This window comes from Haloferax sp. KTX1 (assembly GCF_902410085.1).
In the GTDB taxonomy this organism is placed as follows: domain Archaea; phylum Halobacteriota; class Halobacteria; order Halobacteriales; family Haloferacaceae; genus Haloferax; species Haloferax massiliensis.
Genome location: NZ_CABPRH010000002.1, coordinates 99594 through 113859, shown reverse-complemented (window position 1 = coordinate 113859; position 14266 = coordinate 99594). Strand labels below are relative to the sequence as shown.

14 protein-coding genes and 1 tRNA gene are annotated in these 14266 nt (G+C 67.8%); 8 read left to right on the top strand and 7 right to left on the bottom strand.

Annotated elements, in window-relative coordinates; all coding sequences use genetic code 11:
* Nucleotides 1–25 precede the first annotated feature (25 nt).
* Nucleotides 26–1225, top strand: a complete 1200-nt coding sequence (locus tag FY251_RS04770) for an inorganic phosphate transporter (RefSeq protein ID WP_148413692.1) — start codon at nucleotides 26–28, stop codon at nucleotides 1223–1225.
* Nucleotides 1222–1497, top strand: a complete 276-nt coding sequence (locus FY251_RS04765; RefSeq protein ID WP_148413691.1) for a hypothetical protein — start codon at nucleotides 1222–1224, stop codon at nucleotides 1495–1497. Before FY251_RS04770 ends, FY251_RS04765 begins: the two co-directional genes overlap by 4 nt.
* A 73-nt stretch (nucleotides 1498–1570) precedes the next feature.
* Here the strand turns inward: FY251_RS04765 and FY251_RS04760 are convergent, their stop codons facing one another.
* Nucleotides 1571–2977, bottom strand: a complete 1407-nt coding sequence (locus FY251_RS04760; RefSeq protein WP_148413690.1) for a hemolysin family protein — start codon at nucleotides 2975–2977, stop codon at nucleotides 1571–1573.
* A gap of 160 nt (nucleotides 2978–3137) precedes the next feature.
* Here FY251_RS04760 and FY251_RS04755 point away from each other — a divergent pair, with 160 nt between their 5' ends.
* From FY251_RS04755 to FY251_RS04745, 3 genes are all read left to right on the top strand, one after another.
* The gene (locus tag FY251_RS04755) at nucleotides 3138–3401 is read left to right on the top strand and encodes a glutathione S-transferase N-terminal domain-containing protein (RefSeq protein WP_148413689.1); all 264 of its coding nucleotides are present in this window, start codon (nucleotides 3138–3140) and stop codon (nucleotides 3399–3401) included.
* Nucleotides 3401–3907 (top strand): redoxin domain-containing protein, encoded by a 507-nt coding sequence (locus tag FY251_RS04750; RefSeq protein WP_148413688.1) that lies wholly within the window; start codon nucleotides 3401–3403, stop codon nucleotides 3905–3907. Before FY251_RS04755 ends, FY251_RS04750 begins: the two co-directional genes overlap by 1 nt.
* Before the next feature lie 90 nt (nucleotides 3908–3997).
* Nucleotides 3998–4600 carry an L-threonylcarbamoyladenylate synthase gene (locus tag FY251_RS04745; protein ID WP_148413687.1) on the top strand — a complete coding sequence of 201 codons (603 nt, stop codon included), beginning with the start codon at nucleotides 3998–4000 and terminating at the stop codon, nucleotides 4598–4600.
* Between the two features lie 50 nt (nucleotides 4601–4650).
* Here the strand turns inward: FY251_RS04745 and FY251_RS04740 are convergent, their stop codons facing one another.
* On the bottom strand, nucleotides 4651–5349 hold the full coding sequence (locus FY251_RS04740) for a hypothetical protein (RefSeq protein WP_148413686.1): 699 nt from the start codon (nucleotides 5347–5349) through the stop codon (nucleotides 4651–4653).
* Between the two features lie 134 nt (nucleotides 5350–5483).
* On the opposite strand from FY251_RS04740, the gene FY251_RS04735 reads away from it, so the two are divergent.
* Both FY251_RS04735 and FY251_RS04730 read left to right on the top strand, forming a co-directional pair.
* Nucleotides 5484–7079: a spermidine synthase gene (locus FY251_RS04735; protein WP_148413685.1), complete on the top strand. Its 1596-nt coding sequence runs from the start codon at nucleotides 5484–5486 to the stop codon at nucleotides 7077–7079.
* Nucleotides 7080–7145: 66 nt separating this feature from the next.
* The gene (locus FY251_RS04730; protein ID WP_148413684.1) at nucleotides 7146–7958 is read left to right on the top strand and encodes a heme-copper oxidase subunit III; all 813 of its coding nucleotides are present in this window, start codon (nucleotides 7146–7148) and stop codon (nucleotides 7956–7958) included.
* Nucleotides 7959–8005: 47 nt separating this feature from the next.
* Here the strand turns inward: FY251_RS04730 and FY251_RS04725 are convergent, their stop codons facing one another.
* Nucleotides 8006–8518 (bottom strand): hypothetical protein, encoded by a 513-nt coding sequence (locus FY251_RS04725; RefSeq protein ID WP_148413683.1) that lies wholly within the window; start codon nucleotides 8516–8518, stop codon nucleotides 8006–8008.
* Nucleotides 8515–10791, bottom strand: coding sequence for a DUF6789 family protein (locus FY251_RS04720; protein ID WP_148413682.1), 2277 nt, complete (start codon nucleotides 10789–10791; stop codon nucleotides 8515–8517). Before FY251_RS04720 ends, FY251_RS04725 begins: the two co-directional genes overlap by 4 nt.
* 187 nt (nucleotides 10792–10978) lie before the next feature.
* Between FY251_RS04720 and coxB the strand changes: the two genes are divergently transcribed.
* Nucleotides 10979–11743 carry a cytochrome c oxidase subunit II gene (gene coxB, locus FY251_RS04715; protein ID WP_148413681.1) on the top strand — a complete coding sequence of 255 codons (765 nt, stop codon included), beginning with the start codon at nucleotides 10979–10981 and terminating at the stop codon, nucleotides 11741–11743.
* An 83-nt stretch (nucleotides 11744–11826) separates the two neighbouring features.
* Here the strand turns inward: coxB and FY251_RS04710 are convergent, their stop codons facing one another.
* The 3 genes from FY251_RS04710 to FY251_RS04700 form a co-directional block, all read right to left on the bottom strand.
* Nucleotides 11827–12018, bottom strand: coding sequence for a hypothetical protein (locus FY251_RS04710; protein ID WP_089779721.1), 192 nt, complete (start codon nucleotides 12016–12018; stop codon nucleotides 11827–11829).
* 309 nt (nucleotides 12019–12327) lie between these two features.
* A tRNA-Pro gene (locus FY251_RS04705) sits at nucleotides 12328–12400 on the bottom strand.
* A 49-nt stretch (nucleotides 12401–12449) separates the two neighbouring features.
* Nucleotides 12450–14198 carry an SLC13 family permease gene (locus FY251_RS04700; RefSeq protein WP_394349424.1) on the bottom strand — a complete coding sequence of 583 codons (1749 nt, stop codon included), beginning with the start codon at nucleotides 14196–14198 and terminating at the stop codon, nucleotides 12450–12452.
* Between the last annotated feature and the right edge of the window lie 68 nt (nucleotides 14199–14266).

The window sequence follows — 14266 nt, the reverse complement described above, 5'->3', positions numbered from 1 at the left end:
CCGACGACCGCCGGGGGGTCGCCCCGTGGTAGCCGCCGCGACGCTCGCCACGTTCGTCGTCGCCGCGCTCGCCAGCCTGTTCATGGCGTGGGCAATCGGCGCGGGGTCGTCTGGGTCGACGCCGTTCGCGCCCGCCGTCGGAGCCAACGCCATCTCGGTGATGCGCGCGGGTTTCATCGTCGGCCTGCTCGGCTTCGCCGGGGCGTTCCTGCAGGGCGCGAACGTCACCAACGCGGTCGGGACCGAACTCATCGGCGGCGTCACGCTGACCGCCGCGGCCGCGGTCGTCGCGCTGCTCACCGCGGCGGTGCTCGTCGCGCTCGGCGTCTTCGCCGGCTACCCCATCGCCACCGCCTTCACCGTCACCGGCGCGGTGGTCGGCGTCGGCCTCGCCATGGGCGGCGACCCCGCGTGGGCGAAGTACCAACAGATCGTCTCGCTGTGGGTGCTCACGCCCTTCGTCGGCGGCGGCGCGTCGTACGCGACCGCTCGCCTCCTCCGCGCCGACGGCGTCTCCGAGCGGTGGACCGTCCCCGCGCTCGCCGGCATCGTCGGGCTGCTCGTCGCCAACATGGAGTTCGCCGGCCTCGGCGGCGCGTCGGGGTCGGCCTCGGTCGCCCGGGCTGCCGCGGTCGAACTGACCGGGGTGGCCGGCCTCGGCGAGACCGTCTGGTTCGTCGCCGCCGTACTCCTCGTCGCCCTCGGCGCGGCCGCCGTGGTCGGCCGGTGGGTGACGACCGACAAGACCCGCGGCCAGCGGCGGTTCCTGCTCGTCCTCGGCGGCCTCGTGGCGTTCTCGGCCGGCGGCAGTCAGGTCGGCCTCGCCATCGGACCGCTCGTCCCCCTTCTCGACGCGGTCGCGGTCCCGCTTCCGGCGCTCCTCGTCGGCGGCGGACTGGGCCTCCTCGCGGGGTCGTGGACCGGCGCGCCGCGCATGATTAAGGCGCTCGCGCAGGACTACTCTTCGCTCGGGCCGCGGCGCTCCATCGCGGCGATGATTCCCTCGTTCGCCATCGCCCAGACCGCCGTCGCGCTCGGCGTCCCCGTCTCGTTCAACGAGATTATCGTCAGCGCCATCATCGGCTCCGGCTACGCCGCCGGCGGGTCGGGCGTCTCCGGGCGGAAAATGCTGTACACGGTCCTCGCGTGGGTCGGCTCGCTCGCCCTCGCGCTCGGACTGGGCTACGGCGTCTTTACGCTCGTGTCGAGCGTACTCGGCGTGTGAACGTCCGTGCGCTCCGCGTCGCGCTCGCCACTCTCGTTTCGGCGCTCTGGGCCGTCTTCGGCGTCTACCACGTCGCGATGGCGGTCGTGACCGGTATCTCGCTCCGCGGGTTCGCCTTCGGTACCGTCGGGCTCGGCGGGTTCGCGCTGGCGATTCGCTTTCGTGGACGGGCACGACGGCTCGGCGACGGCACCGCCGACGCGACCGGACTGGCGTTTCTCGCGCTGGCGTCGCTGGTGCTCGTGTTCCTCTCGTTTACGCTTCTCGGGTGAGTCCCGCGGACGACGGGTCGAAAACGAGTTCCGCGTGCGGTCGGCCGCCGAGACGAACCGGGTACCGTCCCGATTAGGTGTCGGGCTCGACTTCCGCTTCCTCGTCGCCGTTCTCGCCGCCGTTCTCGTCGCCGTCGGCGGCTTCGACGCCCGCGTTGGTCTGGATGCGCGCTTTCATGATGCGCGTGTTGTCGACCTGTTCGATGCGGATGATGATGTCGTTGTAGCTGATCTCTTCGCCCTCCTCGACGAGGCGACCGGCGCGGTTGAAGATGAAGCCGGCGAGCGTCTCGAACTCCTCGCCCTCGGGGAGTTCGATGTCGAGCATCTCGTTGACCTCGTCGATGTTGACCTCGCCGCGGACGAGGTAGGTGTTCTCGCTGACCTCCTCGAACGGCTCTTCCTCATCGCCTTCGAGGATGTCGCCGACGATTTCCTCGACCATGTCTTCGAGGGTGATGAGCCCCTCCGTGGTCCCGAACTCGTCGATGACGACGACCATCTGCATCCGCGTGTCCTGCATCTCGGCCATCAGCTCGTCGACGTTCTTCGACTCGGGGACGTGGAGCGTCGGCGAGACGATGTCGGCGATGCCGACGCCGCGTTCGCCGTAGTACTTCTCGCGGACGAGGTTCCGGATGTTGACGATGCCGATGATGTTGTCGAGGTTACCGTCGTACACGGGAACCCGCTCGTGGTCGGCCTGCACGCACGTCTCGATGGCCTCGTCGATGGTCGCGTCCTTCGGGACGGCGGTCATGTCGAGGCGCGGGGTCATGACCTCCTTCGCGATGGTCGAGTTGAACCGGAAGATGCGGTCGAGCATCTCGCGTTCTTCCTCCTCGATGACGCCCTCGCGCTCGCCCGTCTCGATGAGGTTCTGAATCTCGTCCCGGGTGACGTAGGTCGTCTCGATGGCGGTTTGTCCGCCGGTGACCTTGTTGATGACGCGGGTCAGGTAGTCGAAGAAGACGACGAGCGGGAGCAACAGCAGTTCGGCGTATTTCAGGGGCCGCGCGATGCGGAGGGACCACGACTCGGTGTTTTCGACCGCGTAGGACTTCGGCGCGCTCTCGCCGAACAGCAGGACGACCGCCGTTATCCCGAACGTCGCGATCGCGACCGCCTCGCCCTGTTGGAAGCCGACGAAGACGAGTAGCCCGGTCGATATCGAGGACATCGCGATGTTCGCGATGTTGTTTCCGACCAGAATGGTCACGAGAAGCCGGTGCGGGTCGTCCTTGAGCGCCTTCACCCGTTCGGCACCCGGCACACCGTCTTCGACCATCGAGTCGACGCGGTGTTTTGCAAGCGAGAACATCGCGATCTCTGACGAGGAGAAGAACGCCGAGAGACCGATCAGGACGATGATTCCGATTACGCCGAGGACCGTTATCGTCGTGTCGTCCAGCGGAATGTTCGAGACCTGTGCGGCCGCGAGTGTCGTGGCTGGTGGTAACTGTAGCGGCGGCAAACCCATGTAACTACGTTGTCTTGCGCGGGACCGGAATTAAGAGTTGCCCTCGAACCCCCTCGCTCGACGTCTCGGTCGCCTTCGCCGAGTCGCCCGCCGAACCGATATTGCGGCGCGGATCCCCGCGAGCGAAGGGCTTAGGCGACGCTCTTCCCAACAGCCCCACATGTCCGACGAGCAACCGGCGATTACGCTGTACCGACTGCAGGCGTGCCCGTACTGCGAGCGGGTCGTCCGCACGCTCGACGAGCAGGGACTCGCCTACCAGTCGCGGTTCGTCGAGCCGATGCACTCCGACCGGAACGTCGTCAAGCGCGTCTCGGGCAAGCGCTCGGTCCCGGCCATCGTCGACGACAACACCGGCGTCACGATGTCCGAGTCGGCGAACATCGTCGACTATCTCGAACACACCTACGGGGAGGGAGCCTGATGCCGGACTTCGACGTCGTCTCCCTGCCCGACCACGACGCGCCGTCCGTGGGCGACACCGCCCCGGATTTCACTCGACCGCTCGTCAACGCGGAGTTCTGGGAGGACGCCTCGCTCTCGGACCTCACCGACGACGGCCCCGTCTTCCTCGTGTTCCACACGATGGCGGGCGCGTTCCCCGCGACGTACGCCTGGAACGAGCTCCGCGACCGCGGCGTCCCCGAGGACGTGCAGACGGTCGGCATCTCAATCTCGTCGCCGTACGAGCACAAGTCGTTCCTCGAAGAACGCGGCGTGGACGCGCGCCTGTTCTCCGACCCCGCGGCCGGCGTCGCGGCCGACTACGACCTCGAACACGACCTCGACGGGATGGCCGGCGTCACCGAACACCGCCCCGCCGTGTTCCTCCTCGACGAGGACCGAACGGTCCAGTACCGCTGGGTCGCCGACGAGTGGCCGGACTTCCCGGACTACGAGGAAATCGCGGACGCCCTCGACGACCTGTAGGTCGCTCGCTCCCGCCGCGCCGACCTTCGCCACCCCGCGCGGAATCGCCGTTTCGTCACGCTTTTTCGCCCGTTGTGCGTCCGTTCGTCCATGAGCGACGACGACGTGCAGCGTGCCGCCGACGCCGTCCGCCGCGGCGAGGCGGTCGTCTACCCGACCGAGACGGTCTACGGCATGGGCGCGGACGCGACGAACGCCGACGCGGTCGAACGCGTCTTCGACATCAAGGGCCGCGACCGAGACAAACCGCTTTCCGCCGGCTTCCCCGACGTGGACGCCGCGCTGGAGCACGTCGTCGCCGACGCCCGCGAGGAGGCCTTTATGCGCCGGTTCCTCCCCGGGCCGGTGACGGTCGTCGTGGAGCGGCGCGACAGCCTGCCGGACGCGCTCGTCGCCGGCAAGGACCGCGTCGGCGTCCGCGTCCCCGACCACGAACTCGCGCTCGCTCTCTTCCGCGCGGCCGGGACGCCCGTCACCGCGACCAGCGCCAACCGCTCCGGAACCGGGAGCATCACCCACCCCTCGCAGCTCTCCGACGAGATTCGGGAGGCGGTCGCCGTCGTCCTCGACGGCGGGACCACCCCCGGCACCGAGAGCACCGTCGTCGACCCCGGCCGCGGCGTCGTCCACCGCCGCGGCGCGATGGCCGACGACATCGAGGCGTGGTTAGGCGAACACGCCGACGACGCGTAGCGGGCGGCGGCCGTCGTCTCGCCGCCCCGCCGTCGGCGACGCGACCCACCTCACCGCCCGAGCAGCGACGACAGCGACCACGTTTTCACGCCGCATCGCTCCCGGTAGGCGCACGACTCGCACTTCGCGGAGTTCCGCAGTCGCGACGGGACGAAATCGAGGTCGCGGGCGACGCGGAGCGCCCGCCGGTACGCCGCCTTGTTCCCCGTCGTGAGTCTGACCGTTCGGACGACGCCGACCGCCGGGTACTCGACCAGCGCCCGCGGTATCGACGCCTCGCGCTCCCACGCGAGCGCCTTCGCCAGCGCGACGGCCCTGACGCGCTGGGGTTCCCAGACGCCGCGCTCGGGGGGTTCGCCCGGTGAGACGAGCGAGGGGACCGGCGGGTGGTCGTCATCGCCGTCGTCGTCCCCGTCGCCGGGCGAGCGAACGAGTTTGTGCGCGACGCCGCGGCAGTCCTTGCCCGCGAGGAGTTCGTCGCGGGCGACGGGGTCGGTGAGCGCGTCCCAGTCGTCGCGCTCGCGGAGCCGTGCGAGGCGCTCGCGGTACGCCGCGGGCGACACCGAAATCGGCCGCGCCGCGAGCGCGTCGCGTGGGGCGTCGAGCAGGTCGGGGTACTCGAAGGCGAGCGCGCGAACCTCGCGGACCGCGGGCGGCGGCGCTCTGTCGCCGTCGCGGCGGGCGTAGTAGAGCTGTCGCGGACAGTAGGCGGCGCGTGCGAGGTCGGACGCGGCGACGAGGGAGGACACGGACCGGCGTGGTCCCGTCATCGGGGAAGAACGTTTGGACGCGACCCCTCGGCCCGCTCGTCGCCGTCGCTTCGCGCGCGTCCAGTTCGCCGCCGTGGGTGCATTAATACGGCTTCGCGTCTTGGTTCACTGACATGGCATCGACGCCCTCTTCCTCGTGGCTCCGGATGACGCGGCCCGAACTCGCCGTGTTCGTCTCCGGGGTCACGAGCATGGGTCTGGAGATTCTCGCCGGGCGGATGGTCGCCCCCGAATTCGGTAGCAGTATCTACACGTGGGGGAGCATCATCGGGGTCTTTCTGGCGGCGCTGAGCCTCGGCTACCACCGGGGCGGACAGCAGGCCGAACGGGCGTCGAACGGCGCGCTCGCCCGCGTCTTCATCGGCACGGCGGCGTACATCGCGGGCGTCATCCTCCTCGGCGACCTGTTCATCCAGTCGACCGCCGGACTCCCCGTCCCGAGCCGGTTCGCGTCGCTCCCCGCCATCACGCTCCTGTTCGGGCCGCCGACCTACTTCCTCGGCTTCATCAGCCCCTACGCGGCCGAACTCTCCGGGCGGTCCGACGTGGGCGCGGCCTCGGGCCACGTCTACGCCGTCGGCACCGTCGGCAGCATCATCGGCGCGTTCGCCACCACCTACTTCCTCATCCCCTCTCTGAGCGTCACCAACATCGGGCTCGTCTTCGGACTCGTCTCGGTCGTGACGGCGCTCGCGCTCGCGCGTCCCGACATCGGCCGAGAGGAGGCGGTCTGGAGCGTCGGCATCGCCGCCGTCCTCGTCCTCGCGTCGCTGACCGGCGGCATCGGGCTCGACTCCCGCGGCACGACCGTCTACCACACCCAGACCGCCTATCAGGAGCTTCGCGTCGCCGACGCTGACGGGACGCGGACGCTCTACCTCGACGGCCAGCCCCACAGCGCGATGGACCTCGACGACCCGACCCGGCACGTCTTCGACTACACCTCGTACTTCCACGTCCCCTTCCTCTTGTCCGACGACGTGGACCGCGTGCTGTTCGTCGGCGGCGGCGGGTTCACCGGCCCGCGCGTGTTCTTGGAGAAGTACCCGAACGTGACCGTCGACGTGGTCGAACTCGACCCCGAGGTCGTCTCCGTCGCCGAGGAGTACTTCGGCGTCGAGGAGTCCCCCCGCCTCAACGTCCACACGATGGACGGTCGGCAGTACCTCAGAGAGACGAACCAAACGTACGACCTCATCGTCCTCGACGCCTACCGGAAGGACAAGGTTCCGTTTCAGATGACGACACGGGAGTTCATGCAGCTCACCTCGGACCGCCTCGACGAGGACGGCGTCCTGTTCGCCAACATCATCTCCGCGCCGAGCGGACCGGCCTCGCAGTTCTACCGCGCGGAGTACAGGACGATGCGGTCGGTCTACCCGCGGGTGTACAGCTTCCCCACCGCGGGGAGCGTCGTCGTCCAGAACATCGAGGTGGTGGCGACGAAAGACGGGACGCTCGTGACGGCCGCGGAGCTACAGGCGCGCAACCAGCGCCGCGACATCGGCATCGACCTCGCGGCCGAACTCACGTCCTACCGGAACGACGAACCCACCGACGACGTGCCGCTTCTCACCGACGACCGCGCCCCGGTCGACAGCCTCTTGGACCCGATGGTCGGCCAGCGATACGTCGTCCAGCGCACGAACGAGACGAACGAGACCGAAGCGGACGCCGCCGCCGCGCTCGCCGTCGCCCCCCGGTCGTAACTCCGATTCGCCCCTGCCGACGCCGTCGTCCCGGTGTTTATAGTACCGGGAACCCACCGCTTTCGCATGGGCACGAGTGATGCCGCGGTCGGGTCGGCGACCGGCGAACACGAACACACGAGTCGGTGGCCGCTTGTCACCGCCGGCGGTGCCGCCGGACTGTACGCCGGTGCCGGACTCTTTCTCGTGGGGTCGGCGCTCGTGCCGACCGCGATTCCGCTCGTCCTCGTCGGCCTCGGCGTCCTCGGCTTTCTCGGCGGCATCGCCGGGTGGACCTACGAGGCGTTCATCGCCGACTACTGGGCCGATTCGACGGGCGACAGCGCGTCGACGTACGTCAGCGGCATGGCGCTGTTTCTCGTCTCCGACGTGGCGACGTTCCTCGCGGGGTTCGTCTACTACGGCTTCATTCGCGTCGGCGCGTGGCCCCCGACCGAACTCCCCTCCCTCCTCGGGTCGCTCGTCCTCGTGAACACGCTCCTGTTAGTCGTGAGCAGCGTCACGCTCCACTACGGCCACCACGCCCTCGAAGCCGGGAACCGCCGCGGCTTCCTCGGCGGGATGGCGGCGACCGTCGCCCTCGGCGTCGTCTTCCTCGGCGGGCAGGCGCTCGAATACTACGAGTTCGTCGCCGAGGAGGGCTTTACGCTCACGAGCGGCGCGTTCGCCAGCGCCTTTTTCGGCCTTACGGGCCTCCACGGACTCCACGTCTCGCTCGGCGTGGTGCTCCTGATACTCGTCTTCGGGCGCGCGCTCCGCGGGCAGTTCACGGCCGAGCGGGACACGTCGGTTCGGACGGTCGCCCTCTACTGGCACTTCGTGGACGCGGTGTGGATTCTCCTCGTCCTCGTCGTCTACGTCGGCGCGGAACTCGGGTGAGGAGAGGTGCGGAGACTGCGGCGACGGCGACCCCGCGCCGCGGCCGCTCACCCCGCGTCTTCTTCGATCGACACCAGCGTTCGATACGCGGGCGGCGTCAGGATGCCGATGACGCCGAGGACGATTGCGAACACGCCCAGCGGTAGCTGGAGCGGTGCGGCAACGAAACAGGGGTTCTCGGCGACGACAGTGACGAAGTGGCGCTCGCCCTCGTAGGTGACGAAGCTCCCGTTGAGAAACTCGTCGTAGTGTCGGAACTCGCCGTCGACGCGCGCCTCCCCGACGGAGTCGTTGAGGGCGTCCCTGAACGCCTTCCGCTCGGCCTCCGAGAGGTCCTCGTAGGCGAACCGCGTCAGGTTCGGCCGCGGGTCCTCGCCGAATCGGGCCGTGGTCTCCTCGGGCGAATCGACCGCGATAGTGGGCGTTCCGCAGGTCGTGATGTCGTCTTGAATCACGTCGTACGTGGCGGGGACGGCCGCGGCGATACCGACGGCGACGAGTAACACGCCGAGGAAGGGCGCGACGTAGGTGAAAAGCACCGAATCGCCGCGCCGACTCATTCTCCACCTCCCAGCGCGGCCCGCTGTCTCGACCGCAGGTACTGGAAGGTGACGGTCAGTCCGAGGCCGTACGACCAGTGGGCGACGAGGCCGAACGCGAGGTAGCCGACGAGACCGAGTCCCTGCTGGCCGGTGTAGAACGCCACCACGAACCCGGTCCAGATGAGCGTCGAGAACACCAGTCCGCGCTCGAAGAGCAGCCGCCCGGGTAGGAACTCGCGGAAGGCGAGGAAGAGAAGCGGCCACGTGACCGTCCCGCCGACGAGAAAGAGGACGGAGCCGAGGGCCGGGGTCGCCGGGAGCCCGACGAGCTCCGCGATTTCACCGAACGAGGCCGGGTCGAGCACGCCGATGAACACCGCCGTCCCGAGCCCGCCGGTCATGAGGAGCGTGCCGACGACGCCCCCGACAGCGGCCACGGAGGCCTTCCGCGACACGTCCTGGATGACCGAGCCGACGCCGCCGGCCAGCCCGTCCGGTTCGGCGGAGGGGTCGAACGACCGCCGCACCGACGACGGCGCGGCCGGCGACAGTCCGTACCGCGTGACCATCCGGGACTCGAACCACTCCCACTCCTTCGTGAACTGCCCGGTCGCCTTGAGGTTCCACGGGTCCGTCGTCTCGACCGGCTCGCCCCGCCAGTACGAGACCACGACGTTGTAGAGCCACAGCAGGACGCTCAGCCCGATGACGTACGCGCCGACGGTCGCGATCTGGTTCGCGAACTGGTACTCGTGGGGGTAAATCGCGTGGCGTCGCGGCAGTCCCAACCCGCCGATGATGAGCAGCGTCACGAAGGTCACGAGCGACCCGACGATCATGAGCACGGCCTGGAACTTCGCCAGCCGCGTGTCGTACCAGCGACCGGTCATGAGCGGATACCAGTAGTAGCTCGCGGCGACCATCATGAACGGGATGATGCCGACGACGATGAGGTGGAAGTGGCCGACCACGTAGTACGTGCCGTGGTAGAGGATGTCGACGGGGATGACCGCGAGAAACACGCCGGTGACGCCGCCGATGATGAACGTCGAGATGCTCCCGGCACAGAGCATGAACGGGGCGCTCATTCGGATGTCGCCCTCCCACATCGTCGCCAGCCAGTTGAAGACCTTGATGGCGCTGGGGACGGCGATGGCGATGGAGACGGCCATGAACGACGCCTTGATGCGCGGGTCGACGCCCGTGACGAACATGTGGTGCGCCCAGACTCCGAACGAGAGGACGCCGAGGCCGAGCGTCGAGTAGACGATGAATCGGTACCCGAAGAGCTTCCGACCGACGAACTTCGGGAGAATCGTACTCATGAGTCCCGTCGCGGGAAGGAACAGGATGTAGACCTCCGGGTGGCCCCAGAACCAAAACAGGTGCTGCCAGAGGATCGCACCGCCGCCTTCGACGGCGAAAAACGTCGTCCCGAAGTTGCGGTCGAGGAGGAGCATGACGAGCGCGCTGCCGAGAAGCGGGAACGCGAACAGCGCCAGCCCGCTCGTCACGAGGATGTTCCACGAGAAGATGTCGAGGTTCGCCCACGTCACGTCGTCGGCGCGCTCGTGGACGATGGTCACGATGAAGTTGATGGCCCCGACGGTCGTCGAGACGCCGCTGAGGTGCAGGCCGAGAATCAACAGGTCGAGCTGCGGGTTCTGGCTCTGTACCGAAAGCGGCGCGTAGAGCGTCCACCCGACGCCGACCTCCCGGAGGCTGAGGAAAAAGCGAATCGCCTCCTCCGGGAAGAACAGGCCGAGCAACTGCCCGCCGACCTGAACGAACAGTCCCATCCGGACGAGCAACAGCGCGGGCGGGAGGAGCCAAAAGCCGATGGCGTTGACCCGGGGAAACGCCATGTCGTCCGCGCCGACCAGAAGCGGGATGAAGTAGTTGGCGATGCCGAAGAACACGGGGAGGACGAAGAAGATGAGCATCGTCAACCCGTGGGTCGTAAACAGCGCGTTGTACGTCTCCGGCGTCCAGATGTCCGCGGGCGGGGTCAGAAGCTCCGTCCGGAGCATCATCGCGTCGATACCGCCCCAGACGCCCGCGAGCGTTCCGAAGAGGACGTAGAGGATGCCGATTTCCCGGTGGTCCGTCGTCGTCAAGATGCGGAACAGCTGTCTCTGGAACCGTCCGAGCTCGGCGCTGATGCTCTCTTGGACGGTCGCGCCGCCGTCGCTCTCGACGGTCTTCTCGCGTCGGAGCCGAACCCACAACACCGCCACCGAGAACACGACGAGCGCGAGCGCGGTCACTTCGACGAGTGCTCTGTTCGTCATCGGGTCGACTCACCGCCCGTGACGTCGATGGAGGGACCCGGGATGATTGCCATTACGTGGCGTTTACTGTGTTCGGAAATAAAACTAGGTTGCACGACCCCTGTCGGTGCGACAAACCGAACTGTCGGGAAAAACCAACTGACGGCGGTGACCAACCTATTTGGCCCTCCGCGTGGTAGCCGACGTAATGAGTCGCCTCCGGTCGCTCGTCAAACTCGCACTCGTTGCGGTGGCTCTCTGCCTGGTCGCGACCCCCGTCGCCGCGCAGTCTCTCAACCGCGCGGCGATCGACGAACTCAACACGCAACTGCTCTACGTCGCCCTCCCGCTCACCCTGTTCGTCGAGTTGGTCCTCTTCTACGCCATCTACCGCTTCCGCGACAACGACGATCCGAAGCCCACCACCGACGACCCCGCACTGGAGATTACGTGGACCGTGGCGACGGCGGTCATCCTCGTCTTCGTCGGTATCTCCGGCTACTACGTCCTCACGAACCCCTATCTCACGCCCGCTGTCGCCGCCGAGTCGGGCGACGACGCCGCCGACATGGAGGTCGAAGTCGTCGCGTACCAGTGGGGCTGGGAGTTCCGCTACCCCGAGGAGAACATCACCACGCAGAACCGCCTCGTCATCCCCCAGGACAGGGACGTGCGCCTCGTGATGGAGTCCGAGGATGTCATCCACTCGATATACGTCCCCGACCTCGGCGTCAAACAGGACATCTTCCCCACCCAAGAGCAGGTCGCTCGGACCCGCGCGACCGAGACCGGCGAGTACGACCTCTACTGCGCCGAACTCTGCGGGACGGGCCACAGCAGGATGAACGGACAGGTCGTCGTGATGTCCCAGTCGGAGTACGACGCGTGGGTCGACGCGAAGACCTCCCCGAACGGCTCCGCGACAGCTGTCTCGGCGACGAACAACTCGACGGCGACGGCGTCGGCGTCGTGACGAACATCACCGCGGCACCCGCGTCGGCGACGAGCGACGCCGCGGTTCGCCCCCTCGTCGCATACCGCTCGCGGACGAACCCGTTATCCCGTCCTGTCGAGCGCCTTGCGGTACGCTCGCGGACCCGCCACGGCGGCAGTTCCCAGCACCATGAGCATCGCGCCGGTTTCGAGCCGCTGGCTGGTGGCGGTACCGGGCGCAACGACGCCCGCGATGAGCAGTACTCCCACGACGAACATGAGGCCGCCGAGAACGTCGAGCGGTTGAATTGACACCGTAATCGAGAGGATTCCCGCTCGGCGCAAAAGTGTTCTCGCCGCCAACCACCCCCGTCCGATCAGGACGACCAGCAGTAGGCAGAGTGCGACTTTCGCGCGGCGATTCGCGCCGAGTCGGCGCGACCACCTCGCCGGGGTCGCCGCTCACTGGTCACCAACTCCGACGAGGTCGCGGCCGCAGCGCTCACAGCGGAACTTTCTCTCCGACTCGTGACCGCAAGTTGGGCACTCGCGAGGCACGCGCAGACCCCCCTCTGTTGGGGTGGAGAGTAGCGGCAAAACGGGCCGCTTTGTTTATAAACCCAATGGGACCGCCCGGATTTGAACCGGGGTCACGGGCACCCAAGGCCCGAAGTATACCAGGCTAACCCACGGTCCCGCACATACGACTCTCCCCGTCGCGGAGTAAAGGGTTTCGTTCCGCCCCGTCAGGTCAGGGGGAAGAAGTACGCGACGCCGACGGTCGTTACGACCCCGAGAAGCAACTGAAGCGGGCCGCCGACGCGGACGTAGTCCGTGAACTTGTAGCCGCCGGGACCGTAGACGAACAGGTTCGTCTGGTAGCCGACGGGGGTCATGAAGGCCGTCGAGGCCGCGAACATGACCGCGAGGACGAACGAGAACGGGTCGGCTCCGAGGGTCGTCGCGGCCTCGATGGCGACCGGAATCATGAGCACGACGCTCGCGTTGTTCGAGATGACGTTCGTCAGGAGCGCGGTCACGAAGTAGAACACGCCGAGGACCGCGATGAGGGGGAGGAACTCGCCGCTCATCACGACCAGTTCGGCGAGGAGTTCGGCGGCCCCGGAGTTCTCCATCGCGATGCCGAGCGGGATGACGCCCGCGAGGAGGAAGATGACGTCCCACTGGACGGCGTCGTACAGTTCCGTCGGGCGGAGGCACTTCGTGGCGACCATGGCGAGCGCGCCGAGGAGCGCGGCGACGACGATGGGGAGGAAGTTGAGTGCGGCGAGCGCGACGACGCCGGCGACGATGCCGACGGCGACGGGAATCTTCGATTCGCGGTAGTCGTGGCGCTCGATTTCCTGGGCGACGATGAAGTTGCGGTTGTTGTCGAGGCGCTCGATGCTCTCGACGGTCGCCTGCACGAGCAGCGTGTCGCCGACGCGGAGCGGGAGTTTGTCCATCCGTCGGCGGATGAGTTCGCCGCCGCGGCGGAGCGCGAGCACGGTCGCGTCGTACCGCTGTCTGAAACTCGCCGAGGCGAGCGACTCGCCGACCAGCGCCGACCCCGGCGCGACGACGACTTCGACGAGGTTCTGGCCGCGGTCGGCGAGTTCGAGTTCGTCTTCGGTGACGGTCGCCGGCACGAGGTCGAGTCCCTCCACGTCGAGCAGTTCGACGAGCGTGTTGCGGTCGGTCCGGAGGGTGAACACGTCGCCCGGCTGAATCTCCTTCGGGCCGAGCGGTTCGAGGAAGACGCTCTCGCCGCGGATGAGCTGGAGGAGGTCGACGTCGAACTCGGTCTCGACGAGCGCCCGCTGGACCTGCTGGCCCACGAGCGGGGAGTCCTCGCGGACGACGACCTCGGTCAGGTACTCCGCCATCTCGAACTCCTCGGTCAGGTCCCGCCGCGGCTCGATGCGCGCCGGGGTGAGTCGCCGACCGACGGTCATGAGGTAGACGACGCCGACGGCCATCACCACCGCGCCGAGCGCGGTGAACTCGAACATCGTGAACGGCGCTTCGCCCGTGATGCGCGAGTAGACGTCGCTGGCGAGGATGTTGGTCGAGGTTCCGATGAGCGTCAGCATGCCGCCGAACATCGACGCGTACGACAGCGGTAAGAGGAGCTTCGAGGGGGAGGTCCGCCCGCGGTCGGCGAGGTCCGTCACCATCGGGAGCAGGATGGCGACCGCGGCGGTGTTGTTGATAAAGCCGGAGATGGGACCGACGACACCGACGGTCGCGCCGAGCTGTCGGAGTTCGCTGTCGCCGGTGAACGTCGATATCTTCGCGCCGAGAAGCTGGACGATGCCGGTCCGCTGGACGCCCTCGCTGAGGATGAACATCGCGAGGACGGTCAGCGTCGCCGTGTTGGCGAACCCCGAGAGGGCGTCGCCGGGGTAGGACTCGAACAGCACGATGGGCGCGCCGAGCATCCCCGCCGAGGCGAGCGCCTCGGAGGCGGGCTGAATTAGCATCAGCGACACCATCACGCCGATGGCCGTCACGTCGACCGGAACGGGCTCGGTCGCGAAGAACGCCAACGCGACGAGGATGA

Bases quoted from the DNA above. Each gene is read 5' to 3' on its own strand.
- FY251_RS04760 (WP_148413690.1), bottom strand. From the start codon at position 2,977: ATGGGTTTGCCGCCGCTACAGTTACCACCAGCCACGACACTCGCGGCC.
- FY251_RS04755 (WP_148413689.1), top strand. From the start codon at position 3,138: ATGTCCGACGAGCAACCGGCGATTACGCTGTACCGACTGCAGGCGTGC.
- FY251_RS04750 (WP_148413688.1), top strand. From the start codon at position 3,401: ATGCCGGACTTCGACGTCGTCTCCCTGCCCGACCACGACGCGCCGTCC.
- FY251_RS04745 (WP_148413687.1), top strand. From the start codon at position 3,998: ATGAGCGACGACGACGTGCAGCGTGCCGCCGACGCCGTCCGCCGCGGC.
- FY251_RS04735 (WP_148413685.1), top strand. From the start codon at position 5,484: ATGGCATCGACGCCCTCTTCCTCGTGGCTCCGGATGACGCGGCCCGAA.
- FY251_RS04730 (WP_148413684.1), top strand. From the start codon at position 7,146: ATGGGCACGAGTGATGCCGCGGTCGGGTCGGCGACCGGCGAACACGAA.
- FY251_RS04725 (WP_148413683.1), bottom strand. From the start codon at position 8,518: ATGAGTCGGCGCGGCGATTCGGTGCTTTTCACCTACGTCGCGCCCTTC.
- FY251_RS04720 (WP_148413682.1), bottom strand. From the start codon at position 10,791: ATGACGAACAGAGCACTCGTCGAAGTGACCGCGCTCGCGCTCGTCGTG.
- coxB (WP_148413681.1), top strand. From the start codon at position 10,979: ATGAGTCGCCTCCGGTCGCTCGTCAAACTCGCACTCGTTGCGGTGGCT.
- FY251_RS04700 (WP_394349424.1), bottom strand. From the start codon at position 14,198: ATGGTGTCGCTGATGCTAATTCAGCCCGCCTCCGAGGCGCTCGCCTCG.